Annotated in this window: 20 protein-coding genes; 10 read left to right on the forward strand and 10 right to left on the reverse strand. The window is 73.1% G+C overall.

Going from position 1 to position 24,452, the window contains the following annotated elements; genetic code table 11:
• From WMF20_RS26135 to WMF20_RS26150, 4 genes are read left to right on the forward strand one after another with little or no spacing between them, the layout of a single operon-like run.
• Nucleotides 1–993 (forward strand): hypothetical protein, encoded by a 993-nt coding sequence (locus tag WMF20_RS26135; RefSeq protein ID WP_437604677.1) that lies wholly within the window; start codon nt 1–3, stop codon nt 991–993.
• Nucleotides 990–4,550: an nSTAND1 domain-containing NTPase gene (locus WMF20_RS26140; RefSeq protein WP_437604678.1), complete on the forward strand. Its 3,561-nt coding sequence runs from the start codon at nt 990–992 to the stop codon at nt 4,548–4,550. Before WMF20_RS26135 ends, WMF20_RS26140 begins: the two co-directional genes overlap by 4 nt.
• Entirely contained in the window at nt 4,547–5,314 is a 768-nt protein-coding gene (locus WMF20_RS26145) for a hypothetical protein (RefSeq protein WP_437604679.1), read from the forward strand. The genes WMF20_RS26140 and WMF20_RS26145 overlap by 4 nt, the downstream gene beginning before the upstream one ends.
• 11 nt (nt 5,315–5,325) lie before the next feature.
• A complete protein-coding gene (locus WMF20_RS26150; protein ID WP_437604680.1) occupies nt 5,326–6,747 on the forward strand; it encodes a PEGA domain-containing protein in 1,422 nt (473 codons plus the stop codon).
• 105 nt (nt 6,748–6,852) lie between these two features.
• Here WMF20_RS26150 and WMF20_RS26155 read toward each other — a convergent pair whose 3' ends face one another.
• The 5 genes from WMF20_RS26155 to WMF20_RS26175 all read right to left on the reverse strand — a co-directional run bounded on the left by WMF20_RS26155 (nt 6,853) and on the right by WMF20_RS26175 (nt 13,181).
• A complete protein-coding gene (locus WMF20_RS26155) occupies nt 6,853–8,052 on the reverse strand; it encodes a calcium-binding EGF-like domain-containing protein (RefSeq protein ID WP_129576974.1) in 1,200 nt (399 codons plus the stop codon).
• Nucleotides 8,053–8,570: 518 nt separating this feature from the next.
• Nucleotides 8,571–9,818: an AraC family transcriptional regulator gene (locus tag WMF20_RS26160; RefSeq protein WP_437604681.1), complete on the reverse strand. Its 1,248-nt coding sequence runs from the start codon at nt 9,816–9,818 to the stop codon at nt 8,571–8,573.
• 241 nt (nt 9,819–10,059) lie between these two features.
• Nucleotides 10,060–10,374, reverse strand: coding sequence for a hypothetical protein (locus WMF20_RS26165; protein ID WP_129576976.1), 315 nt, complete (start codon nt 10,372–10,374; stop codon nt 10,060–10,062).
• 180 nt (nt 10,375–10,554) lie between these two features.
• Nucleotides 10,555–11,850 (reverse strand): Kelch repeat-containing protein, encoded by a 1,296-nt coding sequence (locus WMF20_RS26170; protein WP_437604682.1) that lies wholly within the window; start codon nt 11,848–11,850, stop codon nt 10,555–10,557.
• 332 nt (nt 11,851–12,182) lie between these two features.
• Complete coding sequence (locus WMF20_RS26175; protein WP_437604683.1) at nt 12,183–13,181, reverse strand: hypothetical protein; 999 nt, start codon at nt 13,179–13,181, stop codon at nt 12,183–12,185.
• Between the two features lie 200 nt (nt 13,182–13,381).
• On the opposite strand from WMF20_RS26175, the gene WMF20_RS26180 reads away from it, so the two are divergent.
• The 5 genes from WMF20_RS26180 to WMF20_RS26200 all read left to right on the forward strand — a co-directional run bounded on the left by WMF20_RS26180 (nt 13,382) and on the right by WMF20_RS26200 (nt 18,464).
• Nucleotides 13,382–14,482 (forward strand): ABC transporter permease, encoded by a 1,101-nt coding sequence (locus WMF20_RS26180; protein WP_437604684.1) that lies wholly within the window; start codon nt 13,382–13,384, stop codon nt 14,480–14,482.
• Nucleotides 14,482–15,411: an ABC transporter permease gene (locus WMF20_RS26185; RefSeq protein WP_437604685.1), complete on the forward strand. Its 930-nt coding sequence runs from the start codon at nt 14,482–14,484 to the stop codon at nt 15,409–15,411. Before WMF20_RS26180 ends, WMF20_RS26185 begins: the two co-directional genes overlap by 1 nt.
• 70 nt (nt 15,412–15,481) lie before the next feature.
• Nucleotides 15,482–16,180: a biuret amidohydrolase gene (gene biuH / locus WMF20_RS26190; protein ID WP_437604686.1), complete on the forward strand. Its 699-nt coding sequence runs from the start codon at nt 15,482–15,484 to the stop codon at nt 16,178–16,180.
• Nucleotides 16,180–17,793, forward strand: a complete 1,614-nt coding sequence (locus WMF20_RS26195) for an ABC transporter ATP-binding protein (protein ID WP_437617170.1) — start codon at nt 16,180–16,182, stop codon at nt 17,791–17,793. The genes biuH and WMF20_RS26195 overlap by 1 nt, the downstream gene beginning before the upstream one ends.
• Complete coding sequence (locus WMF20_RS26200) at nt 17,790–18,464, forward strand: cysteine hydrolase family protein (protein ID WP_437604688.1); 675 nt, start codon at nt 17,790–17,792, stop codon at nt 18,462–18,464. The genes WMF20_RS26195 and WMF20_RS26200 overlap by 4 nt, the downstream gene beginning before the upstream one ends.
• Nucleotides 18,465–18,667: 203 nt before the next feature.
• Here the strand turns inward: WMF20_RS26200 and WMF20_RS26205 are convergent, their stop codons facing one another.
• Complete coding sequence (locus tag WMF20_RS26205) at nt 18,668–19,861, reverse strand: BMP family ABC transporter substrate-binding protein (RefSeq protein ID WP_437604689.1); 1,194 nt, start codon at nt 19,859–19,861, stop codon at nt 18,668–18,670.
• A 151-nt stretch (nt 19,862–20,012) separates the two neighbouring features.
• On the opposite strand from WMF20_RS26205, the gene WMF20_RS26210 reads away from it, so the two are divergent.
• Nucleotides 20,013–20,354 (forward strand): cupin domain-containing protein, encoded by a 342-nt coding sequence (locus WMF20_RS26210; RefSeq protein WP_129581631.1) that lies wholly within the window; start codon nt 20,013–20,015, stop codon nt 20,352–20,354.
• Nucleotides 20,355–20,555: 201 nt separating this feature from the next.
• Here the strand turns inward: WMF20_RS26210 and WMF20_RS26215 are convergent, their stop codons facing one another.
• From WMF20_RS26215 to WMF20_RS26230, 4 genes are read right to left on the reverse strand one after another with little or no spacing between them, the layout of a single operon-like run.
• Nucleotides 20,556–21,197: a hypothetical protein gene (locus WMF20_RS26215; protein ID WP_129576982.1), complete on the reverse strand. Its 642-nt coding sequence runs from the start codon at nt 21,195–21,197 to the stop codon at nt 20,556–20,558.
• Between the two features lie 9 nt (nt 21,198–21,206).
• A complete protein-coding gene (locus WMF20_RS26220; RefSeq protein WP_437604690.1) occupies nt 21,207–21,974 on the reverse strand; it encodes an ankyrin repeat domain-containing protein in 768 nt (255 codons plus the stop codon).
• Nucleotides 21,968–23,197 (reverse strand): DUF4150 domain-containing protein, encoded by a 1,230-nt coding sequence (locus tag WMF20_RS26225; RefSeq protein WP_437604692.1) that lies wholly within the window; start codon nt 23,195–23,197, stop codon nt 21,968–21,970. The genes WMF20_RS26220 and WMF20_RS26225 overlap by 7 nt, the downstream gene beginning before the upstream one ends.
• Nucleotides 23,190–24,428: a DUF2169 family type VI secretion system accessory protein gene (locus WMF20_RS26230; protein WP_437604693.1), complete on the reverse strand. Its 1,239-nt coding sequence runs from the start codon at nt 24,426–24,428 to the stop codon at nt 23,190–23,192. Before WMF20_RS26230 ends, WMF20_RS26225 begins: the two co-directional genes overlap by 8 nt.
• Nucleotides 24,429–24,452 lie beyond the last annotated feature (24 nt).

A 24,452-nucleotide genomic window follows, 5' to 3' on the forward strand; every position in this document is an offset into this window, starting at 1 on the left:
GTGAAGTTCGCCGACGACAGAACGCCCTCGCCGGCCCGCGCCGCGGTCGCCGCGCTGGCAGCGCTCCCGCTCACGGCGTGCGCGAGCGCCGCGACGGTCACGATCGACAAGGCGGTTCGGGAGCTCGCGCCGGACTACCGCGCGCGGACGCCCGTGAGCGGCTCGGCGGGCCTCGGGCGCCGGCTGCTCGGGGGCCAGCCCGAGACAAACGCGTGCTTCGACGGCGACCCCGGTACCGCGGCCCCGAGCTGGTCGGCCGTGGTGCTCCACTACGAGGACGCGCTCGACGGGAAGCTCCGCGCCGACCTCGGCCCCGCCGTGAGCATCGCCCCCCCGCTCGGCGCGTCCTCGAAGCGGAGCGCGAGCGTCACCCTGACGGACCTCGAGGAGAGCAGGCTCTCAGCGGTCTACCTGAACGCGAGCGGCGCGTGCGCGGGCCTGTTCGCCGAGACCGGTACGACCTACGTGAAGGTGCTGACGCGCGCGATCAAGGCGTCGACGATCGACGTGGCGGCCGAGGAGGCGGGCGCCCTGACCGTCGCGGTGGGAGCGCCCTCGACCGGCGGCGCCTCCCTGAGCGCGGCGAGCTCGTCGCACCGGAGGCTCCAGGGGACCTCCCTCTTCTTCGCGGACTATCCCGAGTGCTTCAGCGTCGCTTACCAGAAGAGTGACTGCGCCGACGCGGCCGTGGGGCCGGGCAACACCTGCGATCTCGGCGCGTGCTCGTTCAACGTCGCGGCGCTCGACACCGGCGGCGGCGCCTGGACAGGGCGGCTCTCGTGCGAGGGGGGCGCGGCGCGCGACCTCGGCGGCGCGCTCGGCGCGTGGGGAGAGGCTCAGAAGACGGCGCCCGGCGTGTCCTACAACGTCCGCGTGCTGAACGGCGCCCGCCTGGGGACCGTGAGCGTCGATCTCCGGCGCTGGGTGACCCGCTCGGAGTCGCCCGACAGGTGCGCTGCCCCCGCCGCCTCCGCGCCCGAGGACGCCCCTTGAACCGAAACCCCTTCCCAGGCCCGCAGCCTTACCGCGCCTCGGATCGCGATCGCTTCTTCGGGCGCGGCGACCTCGCCTACCGGCTCGAGGCATCCATCCTCGCCAACCGCTGCGTCACCGTCTTCGGGCCGTCCGGCGCGGGCAAGTCCTCCCTGGTGCAGGCGGCGGTCCTCCCGTCGCTCATCGAGAAGCAGGAGGTCCGCGTGGCGCGGGTCGACGCCTGGCCCGAGGATCAGGACCCGACGCGCTGGCTCGCGGACGCGGTGTACGGCGCCCTCGGCCTCGGCGAGCGGCCGGCCGGCGCCTCGCCCGCGGACGCGCTGCTCACGGCGGCGCAGCGCGCGGCGCGGGGGTCGCCGCGGCTCGCCGTCGTCTACCTCGATCAGATCGAGCAGCTGCTCTACGCGACGCGCGGCCCGGCCGAGGCCGAGGCGCTCTTCGACTGCGTGGACCGCCTCGCCGGGCTGCCCACCCGCAACCTGCGCCTGGTGCTGTCGCTCCGCGAGGACTACCTCGGCCGCTTCCGCGATCGGCTGCGCGAGCACCGCCGGCTCCTCGATCACGGCTTCCGCGTCGGCCCGCTCACGGTCGCCGAGCTCTGCGAGGCCGTCTGCCAGGCGGCCGCCGCGGGCGAGCCGCCGCAGGCGTGGGCGCCGGCGGACATGCGCCCGCTCCTGCTCCAGGTGCGCGTGCCCGGCCAGGCCGCGGGCGACGAGGCCGAGGCGCAGGCCGCGTACGCGCAGATCGTCTGCCGCGCGCTCTTCGAGCAGCGCGCGGAGGGGGGAGCGCCGGCCTATGCGGTCGAGGCCGAGGCCATCCTGCGCCGGTACCTGGAGGCGACGCTCGCCGGCCTCGGCGCGCTGCGCGGCGGGGCCGAGCGGCTGCTCGAGGATCACCTGGTGACGGCGGACGGCAGCCGCACGCTGCGCACCGAGAAGGAGCTGCTCCGGATCCTCCCCGCGGAAGAGCTCGGGCCGGCGCTGAGGGCGCTGGAGGGGGCGGCCATCCTCCACGCGGCGGAGCACCAGGGGAGCCGGTACTTCGAGATCGGCCACGACTGGCTGGCGCGCGAGGTCTTCGATCAGCGGCGGCAGCGCCAGCACCTGGAGGCGCGGCGGCGCGAGCGGGCCGAGGCGGAGGCGAGGCTCGCCGAGGAGCGCGCGCGGCGGCGCCGCTCCGCCGCCGTCGCCGCGGCGGCGCTCCTGGTCGCGGCCGGCGCGGCGGCGCTCGGCTCGGTGGCGTACGGCCAGAAGCTCCGCGCGGATCGCCTGCGCGTCGAGGAGGCCCGTGCTCGACGCGAGGCCGACCGGCAGCGGGACGCCGCGGAGGAGCGGCGCTCCGAGGCGCACGACGCCAGGATCCTCGCGGGCTTCCGCGAGCTCGCGGTGCGCGCGCAGCTCCCGCTGGCGATGAAGCTCCTGCCCGAGGCGGAGCTGCCGAGCGCGCGCCGCGGCTGGATCGAGCTGGCGAGCGACGCCCTCAACGCGAACGCGCTCCGCGCGACCCTCCGCGGGCACGCGGGCGCCCTCGCCGCGGCCGTGTGGAGCCCCGACGGCGCGCGCGTGCTCACGGCCTCGGCCGACGGCACCGCGCGCGTGTGGCGCGCCGACGGCACCGGCCAGCCCGTGGTGCTGGAGGGCGGCGGCGGGGCCATCCTCGCGGCCGCGTGGAGCCCCGACGGCGAGCGCGCGCTCGCGGGCTCGGAGGACGGCACCGCGCGCGTGTGGCGCGCCGACGGAGCCGGTCAGCCGGTGGTGCTGAGGGGCCACCGCGGCGCCGTCACCGCGGTGGCCGCGAGCCCGGACGGCGCGCGCGTGCTCACGGCCTCGGCGGACGGCACGGCGCGCGTGTGGCGCGCCGACGGCGAGGGCGATCCGGTCGTCCTCACGGGCCACCGAGGCCGCATCAACGCGGCCGCGTGGAGCCCCGACGGCGCGCGCGTCGTCACCGCCTCCGACGACCGGACGGCGCGCGTCTGGCTGATCGCGAAGGGCAGGAGCCGCGTCCTCCGCGGGCACACCGGCGAGGTGATCGCCGTGGCCATGAGCCCCGACGGCGCGCGCGTCGTCACCGGCTCGCGCGACCGGACGGCGCGCGTCTTCACGCTGGCCGGCGCCGGCGCGCCCGTGGTGCTCGCCGGGCACGAGGACAGCGTCCTGCACGCGGCCGTGAGCCCCGACGGCCTGCGCGTGGCCACCGCCTCGGCCGATCGGACCGTGCGCGTCTGGAGCGCCGCCGGCGACGCCGAGCCGGTCGTGCTCTCCGGCCACGCGCTCGCCGTGACCTTCGTCTCATGGCGCCCCGACGGCGAGTACGTCGCCAGCGCCTCCGCGGACCGTACGGCGCGCCTCTGGCCGGCGGACGGCAGCGGCCCGCCGCTCGTCCTGGTCGGGCACCGCGCGCCGCTCCGCTCCGCGGCGTGGAGCCCCGACGGCGCGCGCGTCGTCACCGCGGCATCCGATCCGTGGGAGCGCTCGTCCGACCGCACCGCGAGGGTGTGGAGCGCCGAGCCGCTCCGGGCGATGCCGCACCGGCGTCGCGACCTCGGCTTCTTCCACGCGGCGTCCATCGTCGAAGGCGGCGAGCGCGTCGTCGCGGCGCACGAGGACCGGACGGCGCGCGTCTTCCGGGTCGACGGCGAGGGCGAGCCCGTCGTGCTCAGGGGGCACGAGGGGTGGGTGGCGAGCGCTGCGCCGAGCGCCGACGGCACGCGCGTCGTCACGGCCTCGTTCGATCGCGCGGCGCGCGTATGGAGCGCCGACGGCAAGGGCGAGCCCGTCGTGCTGAGGGGCCACGAGGCCGAGGTGCGCGCCGCCGTGTTGAGCCCTGACGGCGAGCGCGTCGTGACGGCGTCCGACGACGGGACGGCGCGGGTGTGGAGCGCCGACGGCGAGGGCGAGCCCGTCGTGCTGCGCGGGCACGAGGACTGGCTCACCTCGGCCGCGTGGAGCCCTGACGGCGCCCGCGTGCTCACCACGTCGCTCGACCACACGACGCGGGTGTGGAGCGCCGACGGCGAGGGCGAGCCCGTCGTGCTGCGCGGGCACGGCGGCGGCGTCCACGCCGGCGCGTGGAGCCCTGACGGCGAGCGCGTCGTGACGGCGTCCGACGACGGGACGGCGCGGGTGTGGAGCGCGCGCGGCGAGGGCGAGCCCGTCGTGCTGCGCGGGCACGACGGCGCGGTCCTTCGCGCCCTCTTCAGCCCCGACGGCGAGCGCGTCGTCACCTCGTCGGCCGACGCCACCGTCCGCCTCTGGAGCGCTGCCGGCGAGGGCGCGCCCATCGTGCTCGGAGCGTCGGCGCCGGTCATCGCGCTGGCCTTCCTCGACGGAGGGCAACGGCTGATGACCGTCGCCATGGACAACGGCATTCACACATGGAGCATCGACGTGGACACCCTGAAGAAACGCCTGCTGACCGCGCATACCGATTGCCTGCCGCCGTACATGCGCGTCACCTACCTCGGGGAGACGGCATCCGCCGCCCGGGATCGGCACGCGGCGTGCGAGCGCTCGTACCAGCGCGCGCCGCTCCTCGCGGAGGGCCGGGGGCGATGATGGCGCGCGACACGGCCGCGACGGCGGCGCTGGTGCTCGTGTCGGCCCTGGGCGCGTGCGGGCAGCCCGGCGTCGAGGAGGGCGGAGCCGAGCCGGCGACGTCCGCCGGCGAGATCGCCGTCGAGACCCGCGCCCCCGCGGCGGCGCGGCCGGAGGTGCACAGGCTCGGCGCCGGCGAGCGCCGGGTGAAGCTGATCGTCCTGCCCGCCGACGCCGTGGTCGAGGTCGACGGCGTCCCGGTGCGGCGGCGGGACGGCGTCATCGAGCTCTCGGGCAAGGTCGGGCAGACGCACCGGGTGCGCGTCTCCAGGGGGGCACGGCACGGCGAGACCACCGTGACCCTCACGGACGCCGGCGCCTCGCCGCCCTCGCTCGATCTCGCCGCGCTGGCGCGAGCGGCGCGCCGCTCCGGGCGCGGCCTCCTCCCGGCCGCGCCCGCCGAGCCGCCGGCCGCCGAAGCCGTCGACGCCGCCGCGCCGGAGCTCGCCGAGACGCCGGAGCTCGCCGAGACGCCGGAGCCGGCGCTCGAATCCATGTTGCCCGGCGTCGCCGCCGAGCACGACGTGCTGGCGGGTCACCTGGCGATGGAATCGCCGCCCGGATCCGCGCTGGGCGCTGCGCTCGGCGCCGCGCGGCCGAGCGAGGGTCCGGCGTGCGTCTGTCCCCCGGCGGCGCAGGTCACCCCCAGGTGCCCGACCGGCGCGGCCGCGGAGGCGCACGGGAAGCCGCGCAGCGGCGTGCTGGCCGGAGACGCCTTCGAATGAGGGCGCGCGCGATGCCGGGCACGACGCGCCGACGCTCCGCGCATGGCGGCCTCCTCCTCGCGGCGGTGCTCCTGGCGCCGCTGCCCTTCGGCTCGCTCGCCGCCGCGCAGCCGGGCGGGCCCGGCGAGGTCCGGCGTCGCGAGGATGCGCGCGCGCACTTCCAGCGCGGCATCGCGCTGCGCGATCAGGAGCGCTGGGCCGAGGCGCTCGCCGAGTTCCAGACATCGCGCGCGTTGCTCATGACGCTGAACGGGACGACCAACGCCGCCGCGTGTCTCATCCAGCTCGAGCGCTACCTGGAGGCCATCGAGCTGTACGAGAGCGCGCTGCGCGACTTCTCCGAGCGGCTCAAGGGCGAGGACAAGCGCGATATCCTGCTGGTGGTAAAGCTCCTTTACAATGCCGTCGGGGCCATCGCGATCGTGGGCGCCGAGCCGGGCGCGACGGTCCTGCTCGACGGCGTGCCGCGCGGCGAGCTCCCGCTCGGCGCGCCCTTGCGCGTGCCTCGCGGCCCCCACACCGTCCGCGTGGTCAAGGCGGGGTACCAGCCGTTCGAGCAGCGCCTCGACGTGGACGGCGGGGAGACGGTCCAGGTGACGGCGCGGCTGATCCGGCTCCAGGAGACGGGCACGCTCGAGATCGCCGAGCCGCCGAGGGAGGGGCCGGACGCACGCCGGATCCGGCTGGCGCGAGATGCCGGGGCCATCGACGACCGCGAGGCGCGCGGCCCGCGCCGTACGCCCCGCTTGCTCGCCGAGGTGAGCGCCGCGGCGCCGCTCGTGGTGTCGCTCGGCGAGGACACGCCGACGGGGTGCGTGGGGTCCTGCAGCGAACCCCTCGGGTCTGGCGTCAGCTTGCTCGTCCACGGAGGGTACGGCATCGACCATCTCTCGTTCGGCGCCTCCGCGGGCTATCTGGGCGTGCAGCAAGCCGTCCGCGGGCGCATCGCGACGCTCGAGGCCGCCGGCGGGGCGTCGTACTCGGTGCGCGTCGACGACACGACGGCGCTCCGCGGCGCGCTCTTCGGCGCCTGGGTCGGGTACTCGTCGGGCGAGCGCCTCCTGCTCCACGCGCGGCTGGGCGCCGGCGGGCTGTTCGGCGCGGTCGCGGGGTCGCGCGCGAGCGCGCGGGCGTCGACGAGCGGCGCGCCGTCGTTCGGCCCGCTCGAGCGGAGCGCGGCGGCGCGCTTCGTGTACGTCGCGCCCGAGGTGCGCGCCGGCGTCCGGCTGGCCAGGCGGGTCGAGCTCACCCTGGGGCTCGCGGTGCCCCTGCTCATCGCCGTGCCGAGGCCGGCGTCGAGCCGGCGGGTGTTCGTCGACGCCGCGGCTGGGGTCGATCACGCCGCCTCGGCCTGGTTTCCGGGCGAGCCCCTCACGGCCCCGCTCTTCCCGCTCTTCATGCCTGCCCTGAGCGCCAGGTACGACTTCTACTGAGGCCGACCAGCCTCCGGCGCACTGCCGCGCGCGGGTGGAGATCCCACGATGACGTTGGAGCCTTGCGGCGCTTTCCGAGGTGATGTTGACGCAGCGTCGCCCAGCTCAGGGGCAGCTGCCGGCGAAGCTCAGGAAGCTCTGCACGCAGAGGTCCGCCTGAGCTTGGCTGGTGAGCGGCATGGTGGTGAGGGTGTTGGCCACCGACACGTATCCGCACTGGTCGGGCTCCGGACCGAACTGGCCGTTGACAGCGAACTCGACGAAGGGGCCCTCGTGGCCATTGGCGTCACTCTTCAGATAGTAGTAGATGCTGCCGGGGCCCATGAAACCCGAGTAGTTGATGCACCGGACGGGGGGAGCAGGGGGACCCCACCCGGGCATGCCATCACACGGGCACGCTGGCCCCGTGGGCCCCGTGGGCTGGCAGGTGCCGCTCTGGCAGGTGAAGCCCGACCCGCACGAACCGCAGTCGAGCGTCCCGTCGCAGCCATCGGCGATCGAGCCGCAGGTCGCTCCCTGAGCGTCGCAGGTGGTGGGGACGCAGACGGCCGTCTCGCAAGTCGTCCCCGTCCAGCCGGGCGCGCACGTACAGGTGTACCCGTTGACCTGATCGTTGCACGCGCCGTGGACGCAGGGGCCCGACGCGCAGTCGTCGATGTTGGTCTCGCAGTTCGTCCCGGAGAAGCCGGGCGCGCACGTGCAGGTGTACCCGTCGACCTCATCGTTGCACGTGCCGTGGACACAGGGGCTCGGCGCGCATTCGTCGATGTTGGTCTCGCAGTTCGTCCCCGTCCAGCCGGGCGCGCACGTGCAGGTGTAACCGCTCTCGGTCGCGGCGCAGGCGCCGCCGTTCTGGCAGGGAGCCGAGGCGCAGGGGTCGGTGCAGGTACCGTTCTGGCACAGCAGGCCATCGCAGCACGGGAGGGTGGCGTCGCACGGCGCGTTCACGGGGAGGCAGCCCTGGCCGTTGCAGGTCGGGTCGTAGAGCGGCGAGCTCGGGTCGGTGCTGGTGATGTAGTCACCGTCGTGGGCGCTGTGCGCGTTGATGCACGCCTTGTCGCTGATACGAAGGATCGTGTACGGCTTCGTCGCGGAGCCGGTGTGGTGGCAGATCTGGACCGTGCCGCCGGGATCGAAATAGGTGCACTGCTCGGGGGTGAGCGCGTCATGTCCCCCGCCCACGGCGTCCCCGTTTTCGTCGCCGTCGGCCGCGGAGGGGCCGGCGCTGGTACAGCCTGCGAGCAGCAGGGTGGAGAGAGCCGGGATCGTCAGAGCGTGGAGAAGTGAACCTGCAAGATACCGCATGGGTCATCCTTTCAAGGTTGTGCTTGCGCTGGCTGGAGAAGGGTCGGCCGGTATATTCAAGTTAGATGCCAGTGTCGAATCGGCGCTTGCCGAGGTGATGTTGACGCAGGCCCCTGCATGGCATTCGGTGAGTGCGCTCCGCCGGTTCCCGTCGCCCAGGTCCAGTCGCGCGCCGCCGCCTGCTGCTGCCTGAATGCCTCACCTGCGGACACCACGACGCACCGCCGTGACCGACCGCGGCGACCCTGCCGAGTCCGATGACAGAGCGATCTTCCACCATAGGTTCAGGCGAGGATGCAACAGCGACGAGCTCGTGCGTGCGCTTGTCTTGCCGTTCGTGGACAGCTCGCTGCCGTTTCTGGACAGGCGACATCGTTCGCGCACGCGATCGATAGCGATCTGTGCGATACGTCGAGGTCGAACCCGGCTGCGGGTACGCCATGGTGTGCTGCGGGCGGTTGGCCCGGGGTGGCGTTGTCGCCGGAGTTGTTGCTCGTGGGTGCCAGCGCTCGTGACGTTCAGGGCCGGCGTCGCGACTGGAGGCGTGGCAGGCCCGCGGCCACGCGCCCCGCGGACAGCGTCTCGGAGGGGCTCTCGCCGAACCGGCGCTTGTAGTCGACGCTGAACCGCCCCGGGTTACCGAGCCCGAGCGCGGCCACGACGCCCGCGACCGACGTGCCGGCCGAGGGCTCGGCCAGCTGGCGGCGCGCGAGCTCGAACCGGCGCCACCGCAGGAAATCCATCGGTGGCATTCCCCGGCTCGCCACGAAGGCTGCTCGCAGGGACCGCTCCGGCACGCCCGCAGCGGCGACGATGTCGGCCAGCGTGATGGGCTCCGCAGCGCGCGCGGCCATGTATTCTTCAGCCTTGCGGACGCACGCCGGGGCCACGCGCGGCGGCGGTGCATCGAGGACCTCCGATAGGCTGTGCCGGGTGTGGACCAGGAGGCTCGTGAAGAGGGCACCACGCAGCCCGGCGAGCAGCATCGGCGAGGCCCATGACTGCTCGATCTGGCGGCGGAAGAGCTGCGCGACCTCGTGGACCGTGCGGCCCGGTCCGTCCTCGATGTCGAGCGCCGTACCGAACCGGATCGGGCCGCGCAGCGCAGCGCCCGTGAGCGTGGTGAAATGGGCATCGAGCGCTCCGCGGTCGATCACGAGGGTCCGCCCGTGAAACTCCCCGCTGACATCGAGCGAGCAGGATCGCCCTGGTGAAAACAGCGCGCCCCGCCGGCCCGGCACGACGCGGAAGGGCTCGCCCGCGTGGTCGCCGGCGCTCTCGCCCTCGGCCGAGAGAGACAGGATGTATTGCTCCCCGACTGCCGGCACGAAGGCCCGCCCTCCGCCGGGCCAGTCGCCCGTCACGACACGGATTGTGCCGAAGGAGGCGACCACCATCGCACAGCCGAACGATGTGCCGCGCTTGGGCTCGAGGGTCGCGTCCACGTAAACGCGGCGGAAGGCCTCCCGAGCCTCGCCGACGTCGCTCGTGCACACAAGCTGAGCCCGCGCAATCCCCGGCGCCTGCGCGGCGCGGGAGGGCCCTTCACCCCTATGGCTTGTCTGGACAAAGCGAGGCGCACGACCCGGCATTGGAGGAGAAGGGAGCACAAACGTCAGAGAATGTGAAAATTTTGGGAGCCAGCCAGACAGCGCTCCGCGGCGCGCTCTTCGGCGCCTGGGTCGGGTACTGGTGCCGAAGAAGACGACCTCGCCGTCGTGGGTGACCGTGCTGAGATGCCGGATTTTCCGGCCGCTGAGCATCATGCGCGCCTCGCCGGAAGGTTTTTTGAGGGCAGACCTCCGCCCTCCGGCCGCCGGAGGAGCGGTCGTCACGGCAGGTGCAGGCTGGGAGCGGCGATCCACCCCGGGTGGGGAGAGCGCGGTCCGCACATCACGTCGGGAGCCGCGGCCGTGGAGGGGTGTGAGGGCGTGGCGTGGTCTTCAACGGAGGGAGGAGGATCGTCGCCACCGACGACCCGAGGAGAGCCGCCGGGCGGGATGCGCCCTACGACTGAACGACGTAGGCGACGAACGAGAAGTTCGCGTCTTCCAGCGCACCGCTAGCCTTGTCGACCGAGCAGACATACACCGCTGGCGGGCTGTGCTCGTGGTTGTACGTCGAGAACTGGTTGTCGGCGGACTGTCTGCCGGCATCGTCGACCGGCGTGACGACGACGATCGGAGCCTGCGACGACGTGGCATTGAAGGTGATCTTGTACCTCCCCGTCGAAACCCTCGTGGAAGACCAGCCCCCGGAGCCGGGGTTCAGCATCCCGCCGTCAGACTGCCTCACCGAACCAAACACTACGGACGTTGCCATTTCTCTTCTCCTATCTTGTTGTCAGCGACGCGCGCGCCCGTGGAGGCCAGGACCAGCAAGGCCCTGTGACCTCCTACGCGATTCATGTCGCTGCCCCACGACTGGTAACGCCGAGCTCGTCCGATGTCGCCTTAATCATTCCTAAGAACGCCTCCTGGCCGTGGCCGACTTCCTGCTCGTTCAGCCGTCGCCGGCGAGGGGGATCGTCAATCTCCACATGTCGTTGAGCAGCACCGGCGCGAACTCCGCGGTCGCTCCCCCGAAGATGTAGAGCTCGTAGGCGGTGGCGGTCCTGCGAGAGAAGGAGAACTGGCCGAACCTCGGCGCCGGCGCCGGCCCCGCCATCGCGGTGTCCACGCGCGTCCAATCCCCGGTGTCGAGATCGAAGTACCAGACGTCGGACAGGGTGGTACCGTCGAACTGGCTGCCCCCGAAGAGCCAGATTCGATGGCGGCGCTCGTCGGCGATCAGCTTCGCGTTATCGCGGTGGCCCGGTCCGCTGTCCTCGTCGAAGGAGATCTGCTCCCAGGTCTCCGTGTCGACGTCGAGCATCCAGAGATCGCCGAGGTAGTTCTCCGGCGTGAACAGGCCGGTCCCGTTCACGGCGTCGTTCGTGTATCCGCCATAGAGCAAGAGCGCGTTCCAGCCCTCGGAGTACACGAGCGGATGATGGGCTCGAGCGCGCGGGACAGGCGAGCCGGTCGCGACCTGCTTCCAGCCGTTCTTGTAGCGGACCAGGTCGTGCTGGAGGCCGTCCGGGCGGTTGATGAAGGCCGACAACGTCGACGACGAGCCTGAGAATGCGTACGCGACGGTCTTGCGTTTCCCCTTCCCTCGCACGGCGACCGCCTCCGTGGAGCGATTCGCGAGCCGGACTTCGGCCGGCTTCTGCGCGATCTGCGTCCACCCGTGCGCCCGATCGAACCGGAACGTGTCCTGGTGCGTGAGATCGAGCCCGCGCCGGAAAGGACCTCTCCCGCCGGAGACGAACAGGGCGTCGTCCTCGGCGACGCTCCACATCATCGCCTCGGCCCGGGCGGAGGGCCCGCCCGTGTACTGGCCGAGATCGTGCCAGGTCCGCGTGTCGACGTCGAAGACGCTGAAATCGGCGACGGGCTCGTCGTCCGGGTAGGTCCCGTTCAACCCGCCGAAGATGTAGAAGCGGCCGTCCTGATACGCGCTCGAACCGTCCCAGAGGGCGTCGGGGATGGCTCCGTTCTGCGCGATCGCGGTCCAGTAGGGTAAGCTCGACGGGGCTTCGCTCGGGCGGTCCCCGCAGCTCGTGGGGTGAACGCGGCCTCCCCCTCGATGCACGGCGAGGCGCTGCGCGTCGGTCAGCGCGGCCTCGTCCCCGCCGGGGCGCTCGTGGATCTCCGCCGGCGCCTGCGAGCAGCCGCCCGCGAGGAGCGCGAAGCTGATCGGGACGAGGATACGGAGGAGGGAGGCGATCGGGATGAGCGTACCTTTACGGGTCATGGGTGTTCTCCGGCTCCAGTGAGGGCGCCCGCGGCAGGCTCGGACCGCGCCGAGACGCGCCGAGACGCGACGGGGACGCTACGACGGGGCACACGCCGGCGATAGACGCACGTTCGTCGTATTGCGGAGCGAGGGCGAATCATGGTAAAATGCTTCGTTTTGTGCGCGTGTCGTCGAGCGTCCTCGCGGAGGGCCGGCCCCGTTCACGACATCGTTCGTGGTTCCGGCCCCATGAGGAATAGGGCGTTCCAGCCCTACGAATGACGCGATGCGCTCCTGCTTTGGCGTGCCGGTACAGGAGGTCGGCATTCCTCACGCGACGGCGGACGGCCTCACGGCCAGGTGGCCAGCACCGCGTCGACCCACCTGTCCGGATCTCGAAACCCGGCGTGCTGCTCGATGTGGACGAAGCGCCTGGTGGAGGGCGGCGCCGCGAGAGCACCGAAGCTCCCCCCCGCCGGCGCGATGTTGAGGAGCCGCCCCTGGACGTTGCTCGTCGCGTCGAGCGAGCACAGGCCGCTGCCGGCGACGCTGATCCGCCATGTCGGCTCGCGGGCGAGCAGGTGAGCCCTGAGCTCCAGGATCTTGTCCCCCGCCGCGGGGGGCGTATCCACGCCGTGAGAGAGGTGCACATCCACCCTCTCGCACGTGTCCTCCGCCATGCCGTGCCACTGAATGGCCCACCACGGCTTCTCGCCGTAATACGCCATGATCTCCATGTGCGTCGCGTGGAACATGGTCGCCGTGTTGTGGGCGGCGTCCCAGCTCGCCGACGATCCGAGGAGTCCGCCCTCGCCCGGGCTCGCATCGCGGTGCGCGCCGGCCAGGAGAAATGTGCGAGATCGGGTCTCCTTGAAGAGGGTGACGGCCTGTGTCTCCGTCCCCGTGTCGGAGATCGGGTGCGCCACCTGATGGCTGAGCTCCCGCTCCGCGCTCGCGTCGACGATGAAGGCGCCGAAGCCCCGATCGAAGATCCCGTCCCCGTCCCAGTCGGCGGTCTCCATGAGCACGCAATAACTGCGGCCGGTCTCGGCGTCGTGGAATCGCCGGTTCTGCGCCAGAGGCGACAGGCTGTAAGGGAGCGCGAAGCCGCAATCGCCGCGCAGCATGGCGAAGGCGACGCTCCGCCAGGCGCTCATCTCCATGAAGCTCGGGGCGACGAACCTGCGTGAGCCCCTGCCGGGCAGATGATCGCGGATGCACGAGACGAGCGCCTCCAGGGTCGCGCTCGACGCACAGGTCAGGTCGACGGCGCCCGCCGCGCGCGTCGGGACCATCGCCAGAGAGACGCTGGTGCCCAGGACAAGCAGAAACGATCCGCCGCACCGCATGCCAAAGACACCTCCTGTCGGGGTCACCGGGCCGAGGTGCGCGGCGTGCAAGGCCGGGACCCGAAGGGGAGCGGGCGCGCTGTGCGGATCGTTCGCGGTCGCCGCGGCCACCACATCGCACCAGCCCTCGCGACCACCGTCGCAGAGCCGCAAGATCCCCGAAAAAGAGAGGAAATATTGGACCCCTTATCCTCGGCGGCGTGAAGCTCCTCCCGCAAGGGCTGCTCGGGCGCGAGACAGCCGAGGCGATCGTCATCCCCGTCGGGGCCCTCGCGGCCTCGCTCCTCGCGTTCGGCGCCTTCGTGGCCGCCCAGGGGGCGAACCCGCTGAGCGTCTATTACGAGATGGTCCGCGGCGCCTTCGGCACGTGGTTCTCGTTCCAGAACACCCTCCTGCGCGCCGCCCCGCTCATGCTGACGGCGCTCTGCACGGCGCTGCCGGCGCGCCTCGGCCTCATCGTCATCGGCGGCGAGGGCGCGGTCGTCGTGGGCGGGCTCTCGGCCGCGTCGGCCGCGCTGGCCTCGCGGGCGCTCGGCGCGCCGCCCGCCGCGGCGCTCGCCGCGATGGCCCTGTCGGGGCTCGCCGCCGGCGCGCTCTGGATCGGCCTCGCCGGCGCGCTGCGCGTCTACCGCGGCGTCAGCGAGACGATCAGCAGCCTGCTCCTCAACTACATCGGGATCGCGCTCCTGAACCACCTCGTCGAGGGCGCCCTGCGCGACCCGGCGAGCCTGAACAAGCCGTCGACGGCCCCGATCGGCGCCGACTACGCGCTCGGCAACCTGCCCGGCGTCGAGGTCCACGGGGGCCTCGCCTGCGGCGTCCTCGCCTGCGCGCTCTGCTACGCGCTCATGCACCGGACGACCTTCGGCTTCGCCGCGGCGATGAGCGGCGGCAACGTCCGCGCGGCGCTCCTCGCCGGCCTGCCGGTCAGGCGCCTCGTCGTGATCACCTGCATGCTCGCCGGCGCGTGCGCGGGGCTCGCCGGGATGGTCGAGGTCGCGGCCGTCCACGGCCGGGCGAACGCGTCGCTCGTCAGCGGCTACGGCTACACCGGCATCCTCGTCGCCTTCATCGCGCGCCACAACCCGCTCGCGATCATGCCGGTCGCCCTCCTGCTCGGCGGCATCGGCGCGAGCGGCGGCCTGCTCCAGCGCACGGCGCAGCTCCCCGACGCCGCGGTGAGCGTGCTCCAGGGGATCCTGTTCATCGCGATCCTCGCGAGCGAGGCGCTCCACGGGCGCGCCCGCGTCGCCCGCGCGCCCGAGCTCCGGCAGGCGGCGCCCGCGCCGTCGGTGGCGTGATGAGCGACGCCGCCGCGCTGGGCCTCTGGGGCATCCCCCTCGCGGTCGCCGCCGGGGCCATCCGCATCAGCACGCCGTTCCTCTTCGTGAGCCTCGGCGAGTGCCTCACCGAGAAGAGCGGCCGCGTGAACCTCGGCCTGGAGGGCACGCTCGTCATGGGCGCGATGGGCGGCTACGGCGTCTCGTACCTCACCGGCTCCGCCTGGCTCGGCGTCCTCGCCGCCGGCCTCCTCGGCGCGACGCTCGGCGCGCTCCACGCGTGGCTGTGCGCGAAGCCGCGGGTCAACGACATCGCGGTCGGCATCGCGCTCATGCTCTTCGGCGTCGGCCTCGCCTTCTTCCTCGGCAAGCCGCTCATCAAGCCGACGGCGCCCCGCCTGCCCGCGATCCCGCTCGGCTCCTTCAGCGACCTCCCGCAGATCCGCGCCGCGCTCCAGGTGAACGCGCTCTTCCTCGTCGGCGCCGCGCTCGCCCCGCTCCTCCTCTGGATGCTGAGCCGCACCCGCCTCGGCCTCGTGCTCCGCACCGTCGGCGAGAGCGCCGACGCCGCCCGCGCGATGGGCGTCGACGTGAACCTCGTCCGGCGGCGCGCGACGATGGCCGGCGGCTTCCTGGCCGGCGTCGGCGGCTCGTACCTCTCGCTCTTCTACCCCGGCAGCTGGAACGAGGGCCTGTCGAGCGGACAGGGCCTCATGGCCGTGGCCCTCGTCATCTTCGCGCGCTGGAACCCGGTCCGCTGCCTCGCCGCCTCGCTCCTCTTCGGCGGCGCGAGCGCGCTCGGCCCGGCGCTCCAGTCGGTGGGCATCACCTGGGGCTACCACCTCTTCAACGCCGCGCCGTACATCGTGACGCTGGCCATCATGGTCGCCGCGAGCTCCGCGACCCGGACCCTGCGCGACCAGCCCGCCGAGCTCACGCTCGCCCGATGAGCCCCGAGGATCCCGAACGACACGAACGACGACCCCGAGCGAACCGCTGAAGGACAGGAGGACCCGACGCATGACTTACGTGGCCGCTGACCCCTACGCATGGCCGTACAACGGGGCGCTCCGCCCCGAGACGACGGCCCTGATCGTCATCGACATGCAGACCGACTTCTGCGGCAAGGGCGGGTACATCGACCTGCTCGGCTACGACGTCTCGCTCACGCGGGCCTGCGTCGCGCCGATCCAGCGCGTGCTCGCGGAGGCGCGCCGCCGCGGCTACCACGTCCTGCACACGCGCGAGGGGCACCGGCCGGACCTCTCGGATCTGCCGGCGAACAAGCGGTGGCGCTCCCGCCGGACCGACGGCGGGCGCGGCACCGGCGTCGGCATCGGGGATCCGGGGCCGCGCGGGCGGGTGCTCGTCCGCGGCGAGCCCGGCTGGGAGATCATCCCGGAGCTCGCCCCGCTGCCCGGCGAGCCGATCATCGACAAGCCCGGCAAGGGCTCGTTCTGCGCGACAGATCTCGATCTCATCCTCCGCCAGCGCCGCGTCGAGAACCTGATCCTCACGGGGATCACGACGGACGTCTGCGTGCACACGACGATGCGCGAGGCGAACGACCGCGGCTACGAGTGCCTGCTGCTCTCCGACTGCTGCGCGGCCACGGATCCCGGCAACCACGCCGCGGCCCTGAAGATGATCACGATGCAGAACGGGGTGTTCGGCGCGGTCTCGACCTCCGCCGCGCTCCTGGAGGCGATCGCGTCGTGATGGACCCGCGCGCCCTCTCGAGCCCGGCGGCGAGGCCGATCCGCGCCGCCGCGACGCCCCATGAGCCCGGCCCGCCCACGCCCCCGCCGGCGCTCTCCGCCGCGGGCATCACCAAGCGGTTCGGGCCGCTGCTCGCGCTCGACGACGTGTCGCTGCGCGTCGCGCCCGGGAGCTTCCACGCGCTCCTCGGCGAGAACGGCGCCGGCAAGAGCACGCTGGTCAAGTGCATCATGGGCTACCACCAGGCCGACGCGGGCGAGGTGCGGGTCGAGGGCGCCGCCCTGTCGATCAGGAGCCCGCGCGAGGCGCGGTCGCTGGGGCTCGGCATGGTCTACCAGCACTTCACCCTGGTGATGAACATGACGGTCGCCGAGAACCTCGTGCTCGCGCGCCCGTCGCTCCCGCTCGTGATCGACTGGCGGAAGGAGCGCGAGGCGATCCGCGCCTTCATGGCGCGCATGCCGTTCCGGCTCGACCCCGACTCGGCCGTGCGCGAGCTGTCCGCGGGCGAGAAGCAGAAGCTCGAGATCCTGAAGCAGCTCTACCTCGGGAGCCGGATCATCCTCCTCGACGAGCCGACGTCGGTGCTCACGCCCGCGGAGGCCGACGAGGTGCTCGGGACGCTCCGCGGCATGGCCGAGGAGCAGCGGATCAGCGTGCTCATGATCTCGCACAAGTTCCGCGAGGTGATGGCGTTCGCCGACGAGGTCACGGTGCTGCGGCGCGGCCGGGTCGCGGGCCGGGGGAAGATCGAGGACCTCACGCCCGCGGCCATGGCCGAGATGATGGTCGGCGCGCAGCCGCCGCAGGTCTCCGCGGCACGTGGCGGCGCGCGCGGCGACGCGCCCGCCGGGGATGCGGTCCTGCGCGTCGAGGGGCTCGCCGCGGCCGACGATCGCGGGCGGCCGGCGCTCGACGGCGTGACGCTCGCGGTCCGCCGCGGCGAGATCGTCGGGATCGCCGGGGTCTCGGGCAACGGGCAGGAGGAGCTCGTCGAGGTGCTCGCCGGGCAGCGCGCCGCGCGGGCGGGGCGCGTGCTGGTCCACGGCGAGCCGTACGGCGCGGGGCGCGACGAGACCCGGCGGCACCGGGTGCGGTGCCTGCCCGAGGAGCCGCTGCGCAACGCGTGCGTGCCGGCGATGTCGGTCGCGGAGAACATCGGGTTCCGCGTCTTCGACCGGCCGCCGTTCACCGCGCTGCGCTTCGGCGTGAGCCGCGCCGCGCTGCGGCGGTCGGCCGAGCGCCTCGCCCGGGAGTACGCCATCAAGGCGCCCTCGGTCGACGCGCCGATCGGCAGGCTCTCCGGCGGGAACGTGCAGCGCGCGGTGCTCGCGCGCGAGCTCGGGACGGGCGCGGACGAGGGCATCGAGCTCCTCATCGCCGCGAACCCGTGCTTCGGGCTCGATTTCGCGGCCGTGGCCGAGATCCGCGCCCGGATCCTCGGGGCGCGCGACCGCGGGACGGCGGTGCTCCTCGTGAGCGCGGATCTCGACGAGATCTTCGCGATGGCCGACCGGATCCTCGTGATGAGCGAGGGCCGCGTCGTCCACGAGTCGACGGCCGCCTCGGCGGACGTCGCGGCGATCGGCCGCGCGATGGCGGGGCACCGATGACGGCGCGCGCCCTCGAGATCGCGGCGAAGCCGTACCCGTTCCGCCTCGCCGAGCCGGACGCCGTGGCGCTGCTCGTCATCGACATGCAGCGCGATTTCCTGGAGCCGGGCGGCTTCGGCGCGGCGCTCGGCAACGACGTCCGCAGGCTCCAGCGCATCGTGCCGACGGTGCGCCTGCTGCTCGACGCGTTCCGCGAGCGCGGCCTGACCGTCCTCCACACCAAGGAGGGTCACCGGCCGGATCTCTCGGACTGCCCGCCCGCCAAGCGGAGCCGCGGCGCGCCGGGCATGCGGATCGGCGATGTAGGGCCGATGGGCCGCATCCTCGTGCTGGGCGAGCCGGGCAACGACTTCGTCCCGGCGCTCGCGCCGGCGCCCGGGGAGCTCGTCATCCCCAAGCCGGGCAAAGGCGCCTTCTACCGGACGGGGCTCGACGCCCGGCTCGCGGCGCTCGGCGTCTCGCAGCTGCTCATCGCCGGCGTGACCACCGAGGTGTGCGTCCAGACCACGATGCGCGAGGCGAACGATCGCGGCTACGAGTGCCTGCTCATCGAGGACGCCACCGAAAGCTATTTCCCCGAGTTCAAGGCGGCCACCCTGGAGATGGTCCGCGCCCAGGGCGCCATCGTCGGCTGGACCGCGCCTGCCGCCGCGGTCCTCAAGGCGCTCTGAGCGCTGGAGGGCCACATCGCTCTAGCCAGTTCCGCTCGTCAGAGGTCCGACCAGGGATCCGGAGAGAGATTTTAACGCAAAGGCGCAAAGGCGCAAAGACGCAAAAAAAAAAAAAGATTTGTAGTTTTGCGTCTTTGCGCCTTTGCGTTTGTTTCTCCATCGCTCGCGAGGCAGATCCCTGGCGGGAGTTCTGACCCGCAGGACTATTGTCGAACGGAGCCGACGGCGCCCTCTACGAGGTAGCTCATGCTCTCGAGCACGATGTCGGTCTGCTTCTGCTCGGCGGCCTCGGCGATGACCACCTTGCCCTCATTGTCCTTGATGGGCCCCTTGAAGATGACGAGCGTCCCCTCCGTGAGCCCCGCCTTCGCCTCCTCGGCCTTCTTCTTCGCCTCCTCGGAGACGGCGGGGCCATACGGCGAGAGCTTGATGAACCCCTCCTTGAAACCGCCGCGCAGGAGGTGCTGATACGGCTTCCCTTCGCGGATCCACGCCAGGTAGTCGGTGTACACCTTGGCCCAGTTCCACTCGGCCCCGGTCAGGTACCCCCTGGGGGCGAGCGTCGCCTGGCCCGTGTGATAACCGGTGCTGAAGGCGCCGCGGCGCTCGGCGAGCTCGATGATCACCTTGGGCGAGTCCACGTGGGCGGTCAGGACGTCGACGCCCTGGTCGATGAGGCTGTTCGCCGCCTCCGCCTCCTTGACGGGCATCGACCAGTCGCCCGTGAAGATCACGGCCGTCGTCGCCGTCGGGTTCACGCTCCGGACGCCCAGCGTGAAGGCGTTGATGTTGCGGAGCACCTGCGGGATCGGCTTGGCCGCGATGAACCCGAGCTTGCCGCTCTTCGTCGTCATCCCGGCGACGATGCCGGATACGTACTCTGCCTCGTCGATGTATCCGAAAAAGCTGCCGACGTTGCTCGGGTGCTTCGACGCGTCGTACAGGCCGCCGCAATGGAGGAAGACCTTGTCCGGATACTTCTCCGCCACCTTGAGGATGTGCGGATCGAAGTAGCCGAAGGACGTCGGGAAGATCACCGCCGCGCCGTCGAGGTTGATCATGCTCTCGATCGTCTTCTGCACGGCGACCGTCTCGGGGACGTTCTCCTCCTCGCGGGTCCTCACGCCGGCCAGCTTGGCGACCGCGGCGGCGCCCTCCGCGTGCGCCTGGTTGTAGCCGTAATCGTCCCGAGCGCCGACATAGATGAAGCCCACCGTGAGCGGCTGATCGCCGGGCGCCTCCTTGCTGCAACCGACCGCCGGCAGCAACGAGAGCGAGACGAGCAGAGGGCCAAGGAGGGCGAGGAAGCTCCGGCGGCGTGGCGCGTCGGCCCCGCCGGCGAGGCGCGGAGTTCTCAGGGTGCTCTTCACTCCCTGGATCTGTACGCGCCTTTTCATTTCTGAAAGTTTTCCCGCCCATGAATTGTTCGCGTCTCACGCGATTGCCATTGAGCGCGCGCGGCGCGCTGTGGCATGGTCCCCTCAACACGGGAGATTCGCGATGATGTCCACGAATCCAGCAGCAACGCGAGATGCAGCACCTGTGCAGCTGCCGTTCATCGTTTCGGATGTGACGGCGCTCACCGCCAATCCGGATCTGATCCCGTGGCGTCGGTTCCGGGAAGGCGTCGAGATCCACCAGCTCTATGGGAGCGGCGACGCGGGCGCCTCGGCGGCGCTCCTGCGGTATGCGCCGGGCGCGTCCGTGCCGCAGCACGTCCATCGCGGCCATGAGCACATCTTCGTGCTCACGGGCTCGCAGTCGGACGAGCGCGGGCACCACCGCGCCGGCACGCTGGTGGTGAACACGCCGGGCACCCGTCACAGCGTGTCGAGCGCCGAGGGCTGCATCGTCCTCGCGATCTGGGAGCAGCCCGTCGTCTTCATCTGACGCCCGCCGGGCCGCATCTGGACACCCGGGGCGCCCATCTGGACACCCGGGGCGCCCATCTGGACACCCGGGCCGCCCATCTGGACATCCGGCGGCCCATCTGGACACCCGGGCCGCTCATCTGGACACCCGGGCCGCTCATCTGGACATCCGGCGGCCCATCTGGACACCGGGGTCGCCCATCTGGACACCCGGGCCCCCTCACCTCCGGATCTGCGCGCCGTCGTTCCTGCCCGGGATGCCCTGGATCAGGCGCAGCGCCTGCTGGAGCCCCGCGAGCACCGACCGGAGCATCTCCAGCACCGGCCCGTTCGCGCCGCGCATCAGGGCCATCGTCGCGGCGTTCTCCACCGCCTGCGCCGCCTGCGCCGGCGACGGAGCCGTCCCCGCGAGCGCCTCGATCCGCTCCCGCGCCGCGCCGAGCGCGAGCGCGTGCACCGGCCGGCCGCGGGGACCCGACACCTCCATCGCCTGCCGCAGGATCTCCTCGGTGATCCGCCGCGTCCGGATCTGATCCGGCCGCGCGGGCCCGTCCATCGCCTCGGCCGGGGTCCGCACCAGGCGACCGAGCGCCGTGAGCCGCGCGGCGAGCTCCTCCGGCGACGCGACGTCCCCGGCCCCCCGCGCGCCGGTCCCCTCCCCGCTCGCTCCGCCGCGCGCCGCCGGCGCGCCGCCGCGCCCGCCGCCCCCGAGCTGCTGCACGAGCCCCTCGAGCTGCCGCCACATCGGCGCGAGCCGCTCGACGCCCTGGAAGAGCTGCACGACGGGGTTGGCCAGCTCCACGGGGACCGCGCGCGCGGGGGTCTGACCGACGATGCGTCCGATGGTGTTGCCGGATCCCATGATCTCACCTCACCGCGGCTGGCCGACGGGGACGATCGGCTCCTCGCCGCGCTGCCGCATCCGCTCGCGCTCCACCTCCGGAGGGTCGGGCGGCCACCGCACGCCCGCCCGCACGATCCGGTCGCGGAGCGCCGCCATCTTCCGGAGCGCGGCCGACCCCGGGAGCTGCCGCGCCATGAGCTCCTCCAGCACGCGCGCGAACGATTGCCCGAGGCGGTTGACCGCGCGGGGATCGGCGCCGCGGTCGAGCAGCTCCTCCACCTGGTCGAGCTGCAGCGCCCGCAGCGCGTACGTGATCGCGGGCGTCCCGAGCGAGTCGCGGGCGTTCACGTCCGCGCCGCGGTCGAGCAGGAGGCGCATGCTCTCGACCGTGGCCTCCGAGGCCGCATGGAACAGCGCCGGCGTGTGGCCGCGGCCGACCCGCGCGTCGGGGGACACGCCGCCGTCGAGCATCGCCCGCAGGAACGCCGGGCTCTTCGCCAGGATCGCCAGATCGAGCGCGCTCGAGAGGAGCGGCACCACGTGGTGCACGTCGGCGCCCGCGCGCACGAGCTCGGTCACGATCCGGAGGCGCGCGGGCTCTTGCCCCGACGCCCAGCGCATCGCGAACACGAGCAGCGTCATGTCCTCGGCGCCGGGCACGTTGAGATCGGTCGCCGGCGCGAGCGCGCGGACGGCCGCGAGATCGCCGGCCGCGATGGCCCGCGCGAGCTCGCGCTGCGGGCCGAGGAAGAAGCGGTCGGGGTCGGGCGCGCGCATCGTGGCTCCGCTCAGCATCGCTTGCCGGTCTTCTCGGCGATCTTCCGCTGGTCCGCCTGCTTCTGCTTCTCGATGCCGTTGATGACGTCGGGCATCAGGTGACGGTTGTAGGGGTCCAGGCTCGACGCGGGCAACTCGTGCTTCGTGCCGACGGCGTCGGGCATGACGGCGCTCAGGCCCACCTTGGCCAGGGCGCCCCACAGGCCGCCGGCGGCCCACGCGGCCAGGGTGCCCTTCCACCCCTGCTCCTGGAAGCCCGTGAGCACCTCGTCCTGGACGCGGTACGCGGCGATGTCGGCCGGGCGCTCCGTGCCGCCGTAGCCCGTGACCGTGCCCGGGTTGAGGCCCGCCGCGTTGAACGTCCAGCCCCGCGAGCCGCCCGCCGTCGCCGCCGCCGACGCGAGGCCCCCGCCGAGCGAGTGGCCCGTGTAGTCCACGCTGTTCCCGAGCGTGTTCCCCACGCGCACGGCGTCGCGGTAGTACGGCGAGTCCATGTTGAGCCCCTGCGCGAGGTTGTTCTGCCAGTCCGCGCCGTTCTCCGTCCCCCGGAACGCCACCGTCGGCCGCATGTCGCCGCCGAAGACGTCGGGGTCGGGCTCGTAGAGCCGCGTCGCGCCGGGGCGGCTGCCGTCCAGGTCGCCGGGCGTGAGCCCGTACCGCGCGAGCGCCTCGGGGTCGTCGCTGATGTCGCGCCAGCCCGTCGGCGCGGGCTTCGAGGGGTCGTAGGTGTGGCCCGAGAGCGCGGCCTTCTCCGCGGCGATCGTGTTGCGCTCGAAGCGCGCGGCGGCCTCGCGCGTCGCCGGGTCGTCGCTGTTCTTGCCCGCCTCGATCTGCTCCTTGCGGCAGTTGTAGCGCGCCCGCTTGTCGGCCTTGTCCTGCGCCGCCTTGTCGCCGTTCATCTGCGCCAGGTCGTCGTGGCGCACGACCGGGTGCGCGTTGACCAGGACGCTCGGGCTGTGCGTCTGCGACCAGCTCTGCTGGCCCACGGTGCCGCTCACGACCCCCTTCGCGCTGCCCGGCTCGTCGCCCTCGGTCGTGGGCATCACGGTCGCGGCGTGCTTCTGCACGCGGCCGTCGTTGGCGTGCACGTCCTCGCTGGCGTCGAGCGCGGGCTCCAGCCTGGAGACCACGTTGTACGGCACGGGCGGCGTGCTCGACCCCATCGGCGTCTTGCACACGTCGGGCGCGCACGACACCGCCATCCACGGCTCCTGCTTGCGCGACAGGACGTTCTCAGCCACGGCCCACCGCCATCTTCAGGAGCGGCGCGCGCGGGTCGACCTCGAAGCGCGCCTCCATCCGCCGCACCCCGAGCGCGCGGGCCACGAGCGTCCGCCACACGCACGTCACGACCATGGACTCGGCGTCGACCGAGAGCGTGTCGAGCGCCGCGGGCACGGGCACCGGCAGCCCCGCGATCCAGGCCATCGCGAACGCCCGGTGCGGCGGCAGCTCGAACGCGACGCGCCCGTCGCACGCGAGCCCGGGGCGCGCGAGGTTCCAGAGCTCGACGCGCAGGCCGACGTCGGGGTGCGGGATCTGCTGATCGTCGGGCGCCGCGTTCCAGTACGCGAAGGAGAAGTCGTCGGGGAGGAACGGGTGCCGGCCGGCGACCCACGCCTCGCCGTAGGTGCCCGCGCGCTGGAGCCGCGGCGTCCATGCGCGCCCCACGCACCCGAGGCCCGCCGGCGCGAACGGGTAGCCCGCGGCGATCTCCGCCATCTGCGGGGCGTCCACCGCGTGCGGCGGGTGCGACGCCACGGCGAGGCGCGTCACCCGGCTGTCGGGCCGCTCGATCTGCGGCGCGGCCACGCGGTCGGGCGCCGGCGCGCCGGCGTCGCGCAGCGCGTCCACGGTGCGCGCCTCCATCCACCCGCAGCCGACCGGGTTGGTGAAGCACACCTCGTCGAGGAGCGGCGCCCTCCCGGGCCCGGCGCTCACGAGGCTGCGGCCACCGAAGGCGCGCTCCCAGCGCACCGGGACGCTCGCCGCCGGCTCGGGCCGGGTGAGCCGCCAGCCCTCCGCCGCGCGCTCGAACCACCGCGGACCGCACACCTCGAGCGTCTTGTCGACGAGCGCGCGCGGCGGCGGCTCGCCGCCGACGGCGTCGCCTCCGGGGGGCGGCGCGCCTCGGCCCGTCACGCGTAGCCGGGCCGTCCAGCGCTCCGCGGGCTCGTCCCCGGGCGCCCACGCGGTCGCGCGCACGAGCACGTCGCAGCGCGGCTTGAACGGCGCGAGGTCGCTCTCGGCGCGGACGCTCGACGCGTTCGCCTCCCCCTCGAACGCGTCGCGCAGGAGCAGCCGCCCGGCGCCGTCGCCCGGGAGGAGCTCGCAGCGGTGGGTCGCCTCTCCCCCGTCCCCGGGGACGAGCCGGTAGGCGGCCTTGAGCGCGAGCACATGGTGCTCCTCGTCGTGCGCGTCGAGGGCGCTGTAGGCCAGGGCGTCGAGTGGGGTGAGGTTCTGGCACTCCATCGTCGCCCCCCGACGCTATCGGAG

The organism is Sorangium sp. So ce834 (genome assembly GCF_051521425.1).
Taxonomy (GTDB): Bacteria; Myxococcota_A; Polyangia; order Polyangiales; family Polyangiaceae; genus Sorangium; species Sorangium cellulosum_D.